The organism is Pedobacter sp. MR2016-24 (genome assembly GCF_026239655.1).
Taxonomy (GTDB): Bacteria; Bacteroidota; Bacteroidia; order Sphingobacteriales; family Sphingobacteriaceae; genus Pedobacter.
Genome location: NZ_JAPIVO010000001.1, coordinates 625260 through 641862 on the forward strand (window position 1 = coordinate 625260; position 16603 = coordinate 641862).

The window sequence follows — 16603 nt, forward strand, 5'->3', positions numbered from 1 at the left end:
TTTGCTGAAATCTCTTTTTAAATTTCCGATGAAAAACCTGAATCTAAGCTTCAAGCTCCTATTACTTTTACTCCTGCCCTTGCTGGTACAAGCACAGCGCATTGTGAAGAGCAATGCTAAATTTGACCATGTAGACCCTATGTTCTGGTGGGTAGGTATGAAAAACCCTAAGCTCCAGGTCATGGTCCATGGCAAAGCTATTGCAGGTTATACGGTGAAGGTAGATTATCCGGGAGTTAAACTTGTAGAAGTTCACAAAGTAGAAAATCCTAATTACTTATTTATTGACCTGGAGATTGCTGCAGATGCAAAAGCAGGAAAGTTCCCTATCCGGTTTCTGGAGAATGGTAAGAATAAGGGATCATACAGTTATGAATTAAAAAACAGAGACAAATCGGCATCACGTATTCAGGGTGTTACAAACAAAGACCTGATCTATTTCCTGATGCCGGACCGTTTCTCTAACGGTGATCAATCCAATGATGTGGTTAAAAGCATGGCGGAAAAAACCATGAACCGTGCAGAAATGTATGCCCGTCATGGTGGTGATATCCAGGGTGTCATCAATCACTTTGATTATCTTAAAGCTTTGGGGGCTACGACGATCTGGATGACTCCGGAAATTGAGAACGATATGACCAATGCTTCTTACCATGGTTACGCTGTAACGGATCATTATAAAATAGATCCCCGTTATGGTACGAATGAATTCTATAAATCCTATGTGGATCAGGCACATGCACAGGGTTTAAAGATCATTAAAGATATTGTCCACAACCATATTGGTACCGGACACTGGATGTTTAAAGACATGCCAATGAAAGACTGGCTGAACCAATGGCCGGTTTTTACGCAGACAAGCTACCGCGACGAACCCGTAATGGATCCGCATGCAGCTGAGTCCGATAAGAAAAAAACGGTAGACGGATGGTTTGTCAACAGCATGCCGGATCTGAATGAAAGAAATCCTTTCGTACAGAACTACCTTACACAAAACCACATCTGGTGGATAGAATATGCCGGAATTGATGGTTTGAGATTAGATACTTATGCGTATAACGACGCTCCATATATGGCCGACTGGGCCACAAAACTAAAATCTGAATTCCCATCGTTAACCATTTTCGGTGAAACACTGGTAAATTCAGTACCTTCTCAGGCTTTCTTTACTCAGGGTAATACAGTAAACAGGGGATTGGATACGCAGTTACCGGGAATTACCGATAATGTGCTTAAAAATACGATCTACGAAGCGCTGAATGGTAAGATTGGCTGGACAGATGGCGTATTCAGGTTATACAATGTGCTTTCACAGGACTTCCTGTACCAGGATCCTTCAAGGAATGTGATCTTCTGGGATAACCATGATATGAGCCGTTTCTATTCTGTTATCAATGAAGATTTCGATAAATACAAATCAGGGATGGCACTATTGCTCACCATGAGAGGTATTCCTCAGTTATATTATGGAACTGAAATCTTAATGAAAAACTTCTCTGATCCTGATGGTCTGGTACGTTCAGATTTTCCCGGGGGATGGGCAAGTGATCAATCCAATAAGTTCACTGCAGCAGGAAGAAACAAACAAGAAAACGAAGCCTGGAACTTTGTCAGCAAACTGGCTAATTACAGAAAGAACAGTCCTGCACTACAGACAGGAAAAATGATCCAGTATGTGCCGGAAGATGGTGTATATGTTTACTTTAGATGCGCAGTAGAAAACGGAGGTAAAAGTGTGATGGTTATCCTCAATGCAGAGGATAAAGCTAAGATACTAAAAACTGGTAGGTTCGCTGAGCAAATGACGAATACTACTTCGCTGAAAAATATACTGACCGACGAAAAACTAAACGATTTTAAAACGATAGCTGTTCCGGCAAAAACAACGCTGGTACTAGAACTAAATTAATATGAACAATTCAACTATAGCTTGCATTTTTGATCTTGACGGTGTCCTGGTAGATACCGCAGTTTATCATTACCAGGCCTGGAAAAAACTGGCAAATTCATTGGGGTTTGATTTTAGTCACGCTCAAAATGAACAGTTAAAAGGAGTAAACCGCATGCGTTCACTGGATATGATACTAGACTGGGGCGGGATCACCAAAACAGCTGCTGAAAAGGAAGAGCTGGCTACCCTGAAAAACACATGGTATGTAGATATGATCAATAAAATGTCGGCCTCCGAAGTATTACCCGGCTCGCAGGAACTACTGGAGCAACTGAAAAGCAGAGGTGTAAAAATTGCCCTGGGCTCAGCAAGCAAAAATTCAGGCCTGATCCTGGAAAGAACAAATCTGACACATTTTTTTGATGCTATTGTAGATGGTAATTCTGTAACTACTTCCAAGCCCGATCCGGAGGTTTTCCTTAAAGGAGCCGAACTGCTCAAGGCAGCACCTGAAGATTGTATCGTATTTGAAGACGCATCAGCTGGTGTACAGGCAGCGATAGCGGCCAACATGGCGGTGATAGCGGTGGGAGAAGCTGAAAACCTGCCCGGTGCAGACCTTTTTATTAAAGATCTTTCTGGTGTAACAGTGGATGAACTGATCACTCTAATTGCACATAAAACAGAAAATAAATAAGGATAAAAGGGAAAATAAGAGGCTGAATAAGCTCTTCATAACCATTAAAAAAGATAAGAAGCTAATGAAATCATATATACAAGCGGAAGAGTGGAACATTATTGAGGAAGGTTTTGATCCTCACCTGAATAAAATATCTGAAAGTATCTTCAGTATTGGTAATGGCCGTATGGGGCAGCGTGCAAATTTTGAAGAGAGCTATAGTGGTGAGACCTTACAGGGCAATTATGTTGCGGGTGTATATTATCCTGATAAAACCCGTGTGGGATGGTGGAAAAATGGTTATCCGGAATATTTTGCTAAAGTATTAAATGCGGCCGACTGGATGTGTCTGGAGCTGAAAGTTGATGACGAGATTGTAGATTTAAGCTTATGCAAAGTTACCGCTTTCAAACGGGTGCTGAACATGAAAGCAGGTTACCTGGAACGTTCCTTCACGGCTGAACTTGCTTCGGGGAAGCAAATTAAAGTGATCTCAAAACGTTTCTTCAGTATTGCTAACGACGAGGTAGCCGCATTGCATTATCAGCTGGTAGCGCTTAATTTCTCTGCTAAACTAACGATCAGCTCTTTCATTGATGGCGATGTTAAAAATCAGGACTCCAATTATGATGAGAAATTTTGGGACGAGGTCAGTAAAACCCAGAATGAAAGCGGGTCATTCCTGACCATGCGTACTAAGAAAACGGCATTTGAAGTAACGACTGGTGTTAAAACGGTAGTCCTGCATAACGGCACAGCTCTAGCACTTGCCCAAAATGAAGCTAATAAAGAAAAATACCTGGGGGAATCAGCCTCTATTGCTATCGCGGAAAATTCAACTGTAGATATCTATAAATATGCCACCAATCTTTCCTCACAGATTTATGATACAGCAGAACTATTAACTACTGCGGTTAATGTGATCAATGCTGCTGTAGAAAAAGGATTTGAAGTATTGCTGGAAGAGCAGGCTGCTGCATGGGCAGCGAAATGGGAAGAGGGTGATATCATCATTGAAGGTGATGTATCTGCCCAGCAAGCTATCCGCTTCAATATTTTTCAGCTGAACCAGACTTATACGGGTAAGGATGCCCGTTTAAATATCGGCCCCAAAGGTTTTACAGGCGAAAAATACGGAGGTTCTACGTATTGGGATACTGAAGCATATTGCATCCCCTTTTATCTCTCTACTGCACCGCAGGAAGTTTCGAGAAATCTGCTGATTTACCGTTATAAACATTTGCAAAAAGCAATTGAAAATGCGGAGAAATTAGGCTTTAACAAGGGAGCCGCTTTATACCCGATGGTGACCATGAATGGTGAAGAATGCCATAATGAATGGGAAATCACTTTCGAAGAAATCCACCGGAACGGAGCTATCGCGTTTGCGATATTTAACTATATCAGGTATACGGGCGATCAAAGTTACCTGAAAGAATTTGGCCTCGAAGTACTGATTGGTATTGCGAGGTTCTGGAAGCAGCGTGTAAACTGGAGTGCTGATAAAAAGCAGTTTGTGATGCTGGGTGTAACAGGACCTAACGAATATGAAAACAATGTAAACAATAACTGGTATACCAATACTTTGGCTGCCTGGTGTTTAAGTTATGCTGTTGAAGCGGCAGGGATAGTGAAGGCAGAGGATGCCGTGCAATATCAGGTGATTATCGAAAAAACAGCGTTAGACGAGCTTACAGAGTTTGCGGACTGGACAGCCGTAGCAGAAAATATTTACCTGCCTTATGATGAAGAACAAGGTGTTTTTCTACAGCAGGATGGATTTTTAGATAAAGAGCAGATTTTGGTGAAAGACCTGCCGGCTACTGAACGTCCTTTAAATCAAAAATGGAGTTGGGACAGGATCCTGCGTTCCGGATTTATCAAACAGGCTGATGTACTGCAGGGAATGTATTTCTTCGAAGATAATTATGATCTGGAATCACTGCGCCGGAACTTTGACTTTTATGAGTCGCGCACCGTACATGAAAGCTCACTGTCGCCTTGTGTACATAGTATTTTAGCGGCTAAGTTAAATGACGGAGAACGTGCATATGAGTTCTATCTCCGTACTGCACGTTTGGATCTTGATGATTATAATAATGATACAGAAGACGGTCTGCATATCACTTCCATGGCAGGTACCTGGATGAGTATTGTGGAAGGCTTTGCCGGGATGCGGGTACGTGACGGACATTTGTCTTTCAATCCTTTTCTTCCTGAACAATGGAATTCTTTCTCCTTCATCATCGGTTTCCGCGGCGTTCAGCTCAGGATAAAAATCAGGAAAGAAGAGATGGCTATCATTAATCCTGCAAAAGAATTGCTGGACATTAATATCTTTAACAAGTCTTACAGTATTCCGGAGGGTGAAACTGTAATTGCCTATAAGGGATTATTGGTATGATCGCCCTGCGCCGGAATTTAGCTGTTGTTATATTAATATTTTCAGGATTTATGAATGATGCTTTAGCGCAGGAGAATAAAAAGATAATGGTTTACCAGCTTTTACCAAGGTTATTTGGTAATCAGCACCAACAGAATATTCCCTGGGGAACTATAGAACAGAATGGCAGCGGTAAGTTTGCAGATATTAACGGACCTGCATTGGATGGAATTAAAGAGTTAGGGACTACACATGTGTGGTTTACGGGAGTAATTGCTCATGCAACACTCACTTCCTATAATGATACTGACCTGGCGGCAAATAATGCAAATGTTGTGAAAGGCAGGGCTGGCTCTCCTTACGCGGTGAGAGATTATTATGATGTGGATCCGGATCTGGCTGTTGAGGTGAAGAACAGGATGGGGGAGTTTGAAGAACTGATCCGTAGAACACATGCAAAGGGCCTGAAAGTGATTATCGACTTTGTGCCTAATCATGTGGCACGTCAGTATCGTTCTTATGCTAAACCTGCCGGGGTTAAAGATTTTGGTGAAGGGGATGATGTGCATGTAGCCTTTAGTGCAGCGAACGATTTCTATTACGTTCCGGGAAAAGATCTAGTTGTACCATCGCTGAAAGCGGAACAGCATAGTCCATTAGGAGAGCTGCAGCAACAAAAATACGTGGAATCGCCTGCAAAAGCTACTGGTAACAATGTGTTTTCTGAAAAGCCGGGAATAGACGATTGGTATGAAACGGTAAAGCTGAATTATGGTGTAGATTATGAAAATCATATTGCACAGCATTTCAATCCCACTCCGGAAGTATGGACCAAAATGAGGGATATCCTGGTATATTGGACAGATAAAGGGGTGGATGGGTTTCGCTGTGATATGGCAGAAATGGTGCCTCTTGCATTTTGGGGATGGGTAATTCCTGAAGTAAAAAAAGTGAAACCGGGCCTGATTTTCATTGGTGAGGCTTACGATCCCTCTACTTATAAATCTTACCTGACTACCGGTCAGTTTGATTACCTCTACGATAAAGTAGGACTCTATGATGGCCTTAAAAAGCTGATCAGAAGTGAAGAACATGCAGATGTAAATGATATCAGGAAAGTCTGGCAAGTAGAAAGCGCTGGCTTCGGCGATCAGATGCTACGTTTTCTGGAGAACCACGATGAAGAGCGTATCGCTTCAAATGGTTTTGCTGGCAGGGCAGAACTGGCACTTCCTGCAATGGTGGTCTCAGCAACACTATCAGGCGGACCCGTAATGACTTATTTTGGTCAGGAAGTAGGCGAGCCTGCAAGGGGAGCAGAAGGCTTTGGCGGAGAAGACAACCGGACAACAATTTTTGATTACTGGGGGGTACCTGAGCATCAGAAATGGATGAATGGCGGTGCCTTTGATGGCGGACAGCTTGGAACCGCACAGAAGGCGCTGCGGGATTATTACGTTAGGTTACTTCAGTTCACAGCATCTTCTGCAGCGCTGGCTAAGGGAGAATTCTGGGAGATTCCGGTAAACGGGAATATGAACAAACGCATGTATGGTTATGTGCGTTATACGGCTACTCAACGATTGCTGATCCTGGTTAATTTTGACCGTCATTACCGTATGGAAGGCCAGGTGCAGATTCCTGAGCGCATTTTACAGCATAAGCCATTCACCCACGCAGAAGATAAGCTGTCTGATCTGAAAATTAACGATATTAAAGAAAATAAAATACCTGTATGGGTATTACCAATGAGCGCGCAGATTTTAGAATTTTAAGTGCTCATCACTAACCAAAAAAGCTATCCATTATGGAACAAAATAGAGTTGCTGCTTCAAAACCAAGATTGTCTAAAGCCCAGATCTTTAATCTGAGTGCCGGATTTTTCGGAATACAGTTTGGTTTCGCCCTTCAAAATGGAAATGCATCAAGAATTCTGCAGACATTCGGTGCAGATGTGGAGCATCTTTCTCTTTTTTGGCTTGCAGCACCTTTAACAGGAATGATTGTTCAACCTCTGATCGGATATTATAGCGACAAGACCTGGAACCGTTTTGGCAGAAGAAGACCTTATTTCCTGGTTGGTGCAGTTCTAACTGCAATTGCATTAATTCTGATGCCTAATTCGGCCACGATGGCCAGCCTGATGCCACCTATCGTTATCGGTGCGGGGATGCTGATGATTATGGATGCTTCCATTAATGTGGCGATGGAGCCATTCCGTGCTTTAGTGGCTGATAAATTACCAGAAAGTCAGCGGAGCTTTGGATTTTCTATGCAGACCTTTCTGATTGGTGCAGGTGCTATTTCAGGCTCCTGGTTACCTTATATATTTTCTGAATACCTTGGTGCTTCAAAAGTTGCTGCTGCGGGACAAATTCCGAATAATGTTATCTATTCATTTTACGGAGGCGCGGCAATATTGTTGCTCACCATTTTATGGACGGTCATCAGTACCAAAGAATATCCGCCGGAAGAAATGGCCTTATACCATGCCGGAGAACCTGAAGCAGAAGAGAGTAAAGGCATCATGTCTATTTTCACTGATTTCTCAAATATGCCGCTGACTATGAAACAGCTGGGTCTGGTGCAGTTTTTCTCCTGGTTCGCTTTATTTTCCATGTGGGTATTTACCACGCCTGCTATTGCACAGCATATCTATAAAGTGCTGCCGGGTGATACCTCTTCCGTTAAATTTGCTGATGCCGGGAACTGGGTGGGTATTTTATTCGGTGTATATAATGGCGTTTCTGCTATTTATGCATTGATTTTACCTGCAATCGCCAGGGCAACCAGTCGTAAAGTTGCCCATGCATTTTCATTAATTGCGGGTGGAGCAGGATTATTGTCCATTTATTTCATCAGCAATCCTGATCACCTGATTTATTCTATGATCGGTATCGGCCTGGCCTGGGGAAGTATTCTTTCCATGCCTTATGCGATCTTATCCAGTGCCATACCTGCCCGTAAAATGGGTGTTTACATGGGTATTTTCAATTTCTTTATCACCATGCCACAGATTGTGAATGGCTTTTTCGGCGGACTGATTGTAAAAAAATTCTACCATGGTGAGGCGATCTATGCGATTGTGCTAGCGGGAATCTTCATGATTCTGGGCGCAGTATCCGTACTGTATATTCAGGGCAATAAAGAGAAGTAACATTTTTAAGGCATTGTTCATAATGCTGATCCTTATCTTGATATTTAAAGATTATCAAACAAAAGATCAGCAGGATGAATAAAATCTCTACTCTAATTATTGCCGGATTGTGCAGCGTTCAGCTAGCGAATGCACAGGAAGTAAAACCGGATCCCAAACAACTTAAACCGAAATCGGCAGCAATGCCCGTTAATGAAGAAGTTAACTCTCGTAAAATTGTTACCGAAAGCGCTGTTGTTACCCAACATCAGGTAAACATCAAAGGTCAGCGTGTACCTTATAAGGCAACAACCGGAACCTTACCGGTATGGGATGAAGAAGGCAAAGCAATAGCCGGGTTATTTTATACTTACTATGAACGTTCAGATGTAAAAGACCGGGCCAGTCGTCCTCTGGTCATCTCCTTTAACGGCGGGCCGGGTTCTGCGTCTGTATGGATGCATATCGCTTATACGGGACCTGTGGTATTAAACATCGATGATGAAGGTTATCCCGTGCAACCTTATGGTTACAAAGAAAATGGTGCTTCCATTCTGGATATGGCAGATATTGTTTATATAGACCCGGTAAATACGGGTTACTCGAGGGCAATCAACAAAGATATTCCGGGGACCAAATTTTTTGGTGTAAATGCAGATATCAAATACCTGGCAGAGTGGATCAATACATTTGTTACCCGGAACGACCGCTGGGCATCTCCTAAATTCCTCATTGGTGAGAGTTATGGCACCACACGTGTTTCAGGCCTGGCACTTGAATTACAAAACTCACAATGGATGTATTTGAATGGCGTCATCCTGGTATCACCAACAGACCTGGGGATTGACAGGGGAGGCGCAATGACTGCTGCCCTGCGTTTGCCTTATTTTGCTGCTACTGCATGGTACCACAAAACATTGAACGCTGTTTTTCAAGCTAAAACGGTTCAGGATTTTCTGCCGGAAGTAGAAGCCTATACTATGAACACACTTGTTCCCGCGATGGCTAAAGGGAGTCAGCTAAGTGATGCAGAGCGAAAAGAGATCGCTGCGAAAATGTCATTGTATGCAGGTATCAGCGAAAAGGTTATTCTTGAGCACAACCTGGATGTACCGGAGAACTTTTTCTGGAAAGAACTGCTACGGGATAAGGGTTATACAGTAGGTCGCCTGGATTCCCGTTATAAAGGAATGGACAGGCAGGATGCAGGAGAAGAACCTGATTATAATGCGGAACTGACTTCATGGCTGCATTCCTTTACACCTGCAATCAATATGTATATCCGTAAGGAGCTGAATTATAAGACTGACCTGAAATACAATATGTTTGGTTCCGTGTATCCATGGGACAATACGAAGAACCGTACGGCGGAAAATCTGCGTCAGGCAATGGCACAAAATCCATATCTACACCTGATGGTTCAATCTGGTTATTTTGATGGTGCATGTGATTATTTTAATGCTAAATATAATATGTGGCAAATGGATCCGGGAGGGCGGCTTAAAGAGAGGATGAGCTGGAAAGGCTATGAAAGCGGACATATGATGTATCTGAGGAAGAATGACCTGCAGACCGGCAACGATGATATCAGGGATTTTATTATAAAATCTTTACCTAAATCAGGAGTAGCTGCGAAGTTTTAAATAAAATGCCTATTTTTACCGCCCACTTATGGAACAGATAAAAACGACGTTTGATTTTGAAAAACCTATTGCTGAATTGATGCAGCAGATTGAAAAGGTTAAACAGGTTGCTGATAAGACAAAGGTAGATATGTCTGCAACACTTATCGAACTTGAAGAGAAATTAGTTAAAACTCAGAATGCCCTGTACACCAATTTAACCGGATGGCAGGAAGTTCAGTTGTCGCGTCATCCTGAAAGACCACAAACGCTGGATTATATCAGCATGATTTGTGATGATTTTATTGAAATGCATGGCGACCGTACTGTTGGTGATGATAAAGCTATTATCGGTGGTTTTGCAACTATTGCCGGACAGACCGTAATGATCATCGGGCACCAGAAAGGTAAGAACACTAAAGAGCGTCAGTACCGTAATTTTGGTATGGCCAATCCTGAAGGTTACCGCAAGGCATTACGCCTGATGCGTCTTGCAGAGAAATTCAATAAGCCTGTTATCTCTTTTATCGATACAATGGGTGCTTACCCGGGTATTGAAGCTGAAGAGCGTGGTCAGGGTGAAGCTATCGCAAGAAACTTATTGGAAATGTCCGTATTAAAAGTGCCTATCGTTTGCCTTATTATTGGTGAAGGTGCTTCTGGCGGTGCTTTAGGTATCGGAATTGGTGATAAAGTATATATGCTGGAGCATACCTGGTATTCTGTGATTTCTCCTGAGTCCTGTTCTTCTATCTTATGGAGAAGCTGGGATTTCAAAGAAAAGGCAGCAGAGTGCTTAAAACTTACCTCTACTGATATGTTTAAGAACAAATTAATTGATGGTGTAGTTAAGGAGCCACTTGGCGGTGCACATCAGAATCCTGCAGCTATGGCTGAAACCCTGAAAGCACAAATATTGAAAGATCTGAAAGAACTGGGCAAAGAGAAGACAGAAAAGATGATCAGTAACAGGATTGACAAATTCTGTGCAATGGGTGTTGTTAACGAGTAACAAGCTTAAAATCTATATAAAAGACCGGATGTTTGTCCGGTCTTTTTTTTTTGCATTTTTTAAGTGGTTATTGTTCCCAATATAGATGCTGTCTGACTGATTGCTGCGGTCATACGCATTGAAGGCAATATATAGTTGATATGTTCTTCCTCTTTTCTTATCTATTTTTAAAGAATCTTTGCCTATATACCTGAATTGTCCTACTATGGAATGGTATTGCTTGTTTGGCTCCTTTGTCAATATCCGCCTACCAACTGACAATTAGCCTAAATGGTGTTTAAACTGACCCTAATAAGAATCTTATTCTACGTGAGATTTATATTAATGATTACTTATGTCTCTGAAATTAAATAAATTTAATCTGTTATTTTTTTATTTGTATATTTGTTTTGAGGAAGATCGTATCTGGCCGGAAAATCAGGGGTTTAACATCATTAAATACTAAAAATGAAAAATAATGGAAATTTAAGTACCAGAAAAATCACGGTACAGGCAAAGTATCTGGATAGTGGAAGTCGCAGGATGACCTCACAATTTTTGCTTTCGGGTATGTGGCTGGAAGATGCAGGGTTCAAACCCGGGGCAATTGTAGAAGTTGTTGTGCGTAATGGAGAATTGATTCTTAAACCTTTAACCGAGGGCAGGGATATGAATCCGCCAGATAAAATGAGCAGGAGAAAGCAGCTGGGTATTGAAAAGATGACGCGTATGGCTGAAGCCATTGCAGCTGGTCAGGTATAACCCTGGATGTTGAGCGCGCATAAAAAATGGCTGAATAAACCACATTGCCTTGCAATTGTTTATTCAGCCATGCAGAAAAGTAATCTAATTACATTTCTTTATAATGTATGTACCGGTGCTATTGTCCGCCGAAGTACATAGAGAACCTTGATTCAAGACCTGTAAATTGCTGGCCCAGTTTCTCCGATAATTTTGTCTGTTTTTGTTCTGCGGTAGTTTTCACCATCTGATTCAAGAACTGCAGACCAAGCTGTACGTTCTGGCCACCAACAAATCTGTTTTTACTTGCTGACACATCAGCAAGGTAAGTCAGCTCTTTCTGGATATATACTCCGGCTCTTTCCAGCAGGTCATTCGCTCTTTTTGTTTCCCCTAATGTATACAGGTTCTCCGCAAGGAAGTAAGCACCCATTATAGAGCGCATGCCATAAAATTTCTCTGGCATCACTTCATAGTAACGGTTAACTACTTTTTTAGCATCTGCTATCTTACCTTCTTTAATCAGACTGGAGATAGTGGTATTGAATACATTATTAAAGATGGAGATATCATCTGAAGATTGCGTATCCAGGTAACGTGCATCTTTTACATTTCCCCATTTGAATTTGTTATACATGTTATTGTATAAGATATCTGTATTCACCAATTCGCTTTTTCCGGCGTCAGGAGCAATTTTGTAAGGTAAAAGACGTAAAGCCAGACCTTCGTTGTATAAGTAATTGTCAAGGCCATTAAACTGATCTGACGGCACTGTACTTGCGAAATAGATAGGACGTTTCCAGTTGTTGTTCACCAGAATGTCAATCATGGCCAATGTACCTTTGGTTACATAACTTTTATTGAATCTCCATTTCATCTCAGGAGTAATCATCGCTTCATTTGCCGCGCTTACCGTACCTGATTTTACTACTTCTGCAGGATCTATCGTTATTTTGAAGTTCTGAGTAGGAATAAAGTTCTCTTTGGTCCCGTTTTGCAATGGCAGTTTATCTGCATCATTATCTGACAAAAGCACATCAAGAATGTTTTTAAGTTCTACATAAGTTGAATCTCCTAATTGCTCGTATTTCTGATAGTACATTACATCCCTTACACCCTGTACATACTGTGAAGGCTTCATGCTGATCGGAAGTGGTGCAGACTCATTCTGTTTACGCTTCATACCGTCAATATACCAGTCAGTGTCAAACAAACTCAGGTTGACCAGACGGATATCCGGTCTGATGTTTTCAACTTCCTGTGCATACCATAGTGGGTAAGTATCATTATCACCATAAGTGAACAGGATCGCATTCGGTGCGCAGGACTGCAGGTAATCTACAGCAATGTCATGTGCCACCATTTTAGTAGAACGGTCATGATCATCCCATCCTTGTTCAGCCATAATAGCCGGTGCTGCTAATAATCCAACAACAGTGGCAGCAATAGCACCATTTCTTGGGGTCAGTTTTTTAAATACCCAGTCTTTCAGCGCAAATACACTAAACCCGATCCATATGGCAAAGGCATAAAAGGATCCTACATAGGCATAATCCCGCTCTCTGGGTTCCAGCGGTTTCTGGTTCAGATAAAGCACAATGGCAATCCCGGTAAAGAAAAACAGGAGACCTACAATACCAGCATCTTTCTGATTACGTTTGAAGTGCCAGATTGCACCTATCATTCCCATAATCAATGGCAGGAAGAAGAAGCGGTTATAAGCATTGTTCTCAACGATAGAAGGAGGGAGGTGCGACTGATCGCCCAGCATTAGGGCATCAATAGGTTTAATTCCGCTAAGGAACTGGCCCTGGTATACGCCGGCACCTTGTTCATCATTCTGACGACCAGCAAAGTTCCACATGAAATAACGCATGTACATATTGCCTATCTGATATTTAAACAGGTAATTGATATTGTCGAAAAGATTAGGGAAATATTCGTCATTGAAGCCCATCAGGCTTTTATACTCTTCTACATGTCGCCCATCATCACTGTACATCCTTGGGAATACAGTTGTTCTGTCATACTCATAATCGGTTTTTTTACCGGCAACCTCGTATTTGTCTGCCCCTTTACGGTAAATGTTTTTACCTTCTTTAAGACTTACTTTTTGTGAATTATAGTTGGGACCGAAGAGCAGTGGTCTGTCGCCATATTGCTCCCTGTTTAAATAGCTTAAAAATGAAAATGCGTTATCAGGATTACTGTTATTCAGGTTTGGACCAGCTTTGGCTCTGATAATAATCATTGCAAAAGATCCGTATCCGAAAATGATCAGGACAGTAGATAACAAAGCAAGGTTTAAGATTTTCTTCTGGTGTTTGATAGAGTAACGGATAGCCCAGGTAAAGGCTGCGATCAGCACAATAGCGAAGAAAATCACACCAGATCCGAAGCCAAGCCCTAAGGTGTTGACAAAGAAAAGATCGAAATAAGCACCAAATGAAACTACGTATTGGATAATGCCATATTGTACAACAGCAAGAATCAGAATTCCTACCACCAATGCTTTAAAGACGCCTGCATTAGTTGGCTTAGCTGTCTTGCGGAAATAATATACAAAGGCAATTGCCGGAATAGTCAGTAAGTTCAATAAGTGGATACCTATGGAAAGTCCCATGATATAAGCAATAAAGAGCAGCCATTTGTCCGCACGCGGCTCATCAGCATGTGCTTCCCATTTCAGAATTCCCCAGAATACGATAGCCGTAAACAGAGAGGAAAGTGCATATACTTCCGATTCAACAGCAGAGAACCAGAAACTGTCAGAGAACGTATAGGCAAGGGATCCGACAATTCCTGCACCCATAATGGTGATGATATCTGTCACAGACAATTCTCTACCACTTTTGATCACCATCTTTTTAGCCAGTGCGGTGATGGTCCAGAATAAAAAAAGGATCGTTGCACCACTCGCTACAGCTGAGCCGACATTCATGAAATATGCAACTTTATTCACATCACCCAGTGCCAGTAAAGAGAAAAAGCGCTGAATCATTAAAAATAAAGGTGCTCCCGGTTGGTGGACTACCTGCATTTTCAATGCTGAAGCTATAAACTCACCGCAGTCCCAAAAACTAACTGAGGGCTCTAAGGTTAAGATATAAGTTACTGTGGCAATCAAAAAGCACAGCCATCCGGTAATGTTATTAATTTTTGAATAGTTCATTTTATTTTAAAATATAATGTCGGCACATAAAAGTGCTGCCGAAAATAAAGAAATAGATTGGTAATAGCACATAGATACTTATAGTTTAATGGAATTTTAATGCTTTAAAGGGTCAAACGAGGTGGTTTTAAAATTATTTTATTTTTTTTTGCATTTGGATTTGCATAATTCAAAAATCTGCGTAGATTTGCATTCCCAATTCAAAGCAACCACTTGTTGATTTGAAGGAAGATTGCCCGATAGTATAAAGGTAGTACAACGGTTTTTGGTACCGTTTGTCTAGGTTCGAATCCTGGTCGGGCAACCAAACAATATTCGGATTGTGATTCAGATTGCAATCCGATTTTTTTTAACCCAGCATTGATACCCGTCTAATCATGCCATTGCAATTTAACCCAGTTAAACTTTTTGCCGGATCCGGTACAAAAGCATTAGCACATAAAATTGCCGAAAACTACGGCAAGCCTCTTGGTAATGTGACTCTAAGTAAATTTAGCGATGGTGAATTTCAGCCTTCATACGATGAATCAATAAGAGGATGTGACGTATTCCTGATCCAGTCCACCTACCAGCCTTCTGATAATTTAATGGAATTGTTGTTAATGGTTGATGCTGCAAAAAGAGCATCTGCACATTATATTACGGCAGTGGTTCCTTATTATGGTTTGGCCAGACAAGACAGAAAAGATAAACCAAGGGTAGCCATAGGCGCTAAACTGGTAGCTAATCTGTTGAAATCTGCAGGTATACACAGGATCATGACGATGGACCTGCATGCTGCTCAGATCCAGGGCTTTTTTGATATCCCTGTAGATCACCTTGATGGTTCGGTGATATTCGTACCTTATATTAAAAGCCTGGGCTTAAAAAACCTGACTATAGCATCACCTGATATGGGTGGTTCTTACAGAGCAAGGACATTTGCCAAGTTCTTTAATGCAGAGGTAGTGATTTGTGATAAGAGACGTAAACGTGCAAACGAAATTGAATCGATGTCAATCATCGGGGATGTTACGGGAATGGATATCGTACTGATGGACGATATTTGTGATACAGCCGGAACACTGGCTAAAGCTGCTGCTTTAATTATGGAGAATGGGGCAAGAAGTGTAAGAGCTGTTTGTACACATCCTGTATTATCAGGTAAAGCTTATGAGACAGTGGAAAACTCGATGCTGACAGAACTGATTGTGACGGACACAATTCCCCTGAAACAGGAAAGTCCTAAAATCAGGGTTTTAAGTACAGCAGCTTTGTTTGCAAAGGCGATAGCAAATGTAAACGAACATGGCTCAATCAGTGAGCTTTTTCAAGTTGATTAATTAATAACACAATAATAAATTATGAACCGGAAGGATCAATTCAGATCCGAAAGCTTCATAACCATTAAAATTAAATATATAGATTATGAAAATTATCGCAATTAGCGGTTCTCCAAGAGAGAACGTAGGGAAACGCGATGCTAAAGAGCTTCGCTACGAAGGTAAAGTTCCTGCAGTATTGTATGGTGGTACAGAACAAGCACATTTAGCTGTTGTTACAACAGACTTAAAAGATGCTATCTACACACCAGAAGCTAACTTTTTAGAAATTGATGTGAATGGTACAAAAACCAAAGCAATCATAAAAGATTTACAATTTCACCCTTTAACTGACCTTTTACTTCACGTAGATTTCCTTCAGTTATTTGATGATAAAGAAATCGTTATGGAGATTCCTATTAAATTAGTAGGTACTTCTCCAGGTGTTAAAATGGGTGGTAAATTAGTGCAGAAGTTACGTAAACTTCGTGTTAAAGCACTACCTAAAGATATGCCACAAGTTGTTGAAGTGAGCATTGCTAAATTAGAAGTTGGTAACTTATTCCGTGTACGTGACATTGAAAAAGCTGCTTACACTATTACTAACACTGCTGAAGATACTATCGTATCTGTAGGAATGTCCAGAGCATTGAAACAAGCAGAACAACAAGCAGGTAAAAAATAAAC

11 protein-coding genes and 1 tRNA gene are annotated in these 16603 nt (G+C 41.4%); 11 read left to right on the forward strand and 1 reads right to left on the reverse strand.

Annotation, left to right across the window (positions count from 1 at the left end):
* The first annotated feature begins 28 nt into the window (after positions 1 to 28).
* The 8 genes from OQX62_RS02815 (at position 29) to OQX62_RS02850 (ending at position 11464) form a co-directional block, all read left to right on the forward strand.
* The gene (locus OQX62_RS02815; protein WP_265829893.1) at positions 29 to 1909 is read left to right on the forward strand and encodes a glycoside hydrolase family 13 protein; all 1881 of its coding nucleotides are present in this window, start codon (positions 29 to 31) and stop codon (positions 1907 to 1909) included.
* A 1-nt stretch (position 1910) separates the two neighbouring features.
* Complete coding sequence (gene pgmB / locus OQX62_RS02820) at positions 1911 to 2588, forward strand: beta-phosphoglucomutase (RefSeq protein WP_265829894.1); 678 nt, start codon at positions 1911 to 1913, stop codon at positions 2586 to 2588.
* Positions 2589 to 2652: 64 nt separating this feature from the next.
* A complete protein-coding gene (locus OQX62_RS02825; RefSeq protein ID WP_265829895.1) occupies positions 2653 to 4974 on the forward strand; it encodes a family 65 glycosyl hydrolase domain-containing protein in 2322 nt (773 codons plus the stop codon).
* Positions 4975 to 5024: 50 nt separating this feature from the next.
* Positions 5025 to 6728 (forward strand): alpha-amylase family protein, encoded by a 1704-nt coding sequence (locus OQX62_RS02830; protein ID WP_265829896.1) that lies wholly within the window; start codon positions 5025 to 5027, stop codon positions 6726 to 6728.
* Positions 6729 to 6760: 32 nt separating this feature from the next.
* Positions 6761 to 8110, forward strand: a complete 1350-nt coding sequence (locus tag OQX62_RS02835) for an MFS transporter (protein WP_265829897.1) — start codon at positions 6761 to 6763, stop codon at positions 8108 to 8110.
* A gap of 74 nt (positions 8111 to 8184) precedes the next feature.
* Positions 8185 to 9732 carry a S10 family peptidase gene (locus tag OQX62_RS02840; RefSeq protein WP_265829898.1) on the forward strand — a complete coding sequence of 516 codons (1548 nt, stop codon included), beginning with the start codon at positions 8185 to 8187 and terminating at the stop codon, positions 9730 to 9732.
* Positions 9733 to 9760: 28 nt separating this feature from the next.
* A complete protein-coding gene (locus OQX62_RS02845) occupies positions 9761 to 10723 on the forward strand; it encodes an acetyl-CoA carboxylase carboxyltransferase subunit alpha (RefSeq protein ID WP_265829899.1) in 963 nt (320 codons plus the stop codon).
* A 447-nt stretch (positions 10724 to 11170) separates the two neighbouring features.
* Complete coding sequence (locus tag OQX62_RS02850) at positions 11171 to 11464, forward strand: SymE family type I addiction module toxin (protein WP_265829900.1); 294 nt, start codon at positions 11171 to 11173, stop codon at positions 11462 to 11464.
* A 118-nt stretch (positions 11465 to 11582) separates the two neighbouring features.
* Here OQX62_RS02850 and OQX62_RS02855 read toward each other — a convergent pair whose 3' ends face one another.
* On the reverse strand, positions 11583 to 14615 hold the full coding sequence (locus tag OQX62_RS02855) for a DUF2723 domain-containing protein (protein ID WP_265829901.1): 3033 nt from the start codon (positions 14613 to 14615) through the stop codon (positions 11583 to 11585).
* A gap of 233 nt (positions 14616 to 14848) precedes the next feature.
* Here OQX62_RS02855 and OQX62_RS02860 point away from each other — a divergent pair.
* The 3 genes from OQX62_RS02860 (at position 14849) to OQX62_RS02870 (ending at position 16601) form a co-directional block, all read left to right on the forward strand.
* A tRNA-Gln gene (locus tag OQX62_RS02860) sits at positions 14849 to 14922 on the forward strand.
* 70 nt (positions 14923 to 14992) lie between these two features.
* Positions 14993 to 15937, forward strand: coding sequence for a ribose-phosphate pyrophosphokinase (locus OQX62_RS02865; RefSeq protein ID WP_265829902.1), 945 nt, complete (start codon positions 14993 to 14995; stop codon positions 15935 to 15937).
* An 85-nt stretch (positions 15938 to 16022) separates the two neighbouring features.
* The gene (locus OQX62_RS02870) at positions 16023 to 16601 is read left to right on the forward strand and encodes a 50S ribosomal protein L25/general stress protein Ctc (RefSeq protein ID WP_265829903.1); all 579 of its coding nucleotides are present in this window, start codon (positions 16023 to 16025) and stop codon (positions 16599 to 16601) included.
* Positions 16602 to 16603 lie beyond the last annotated feature (2 nt).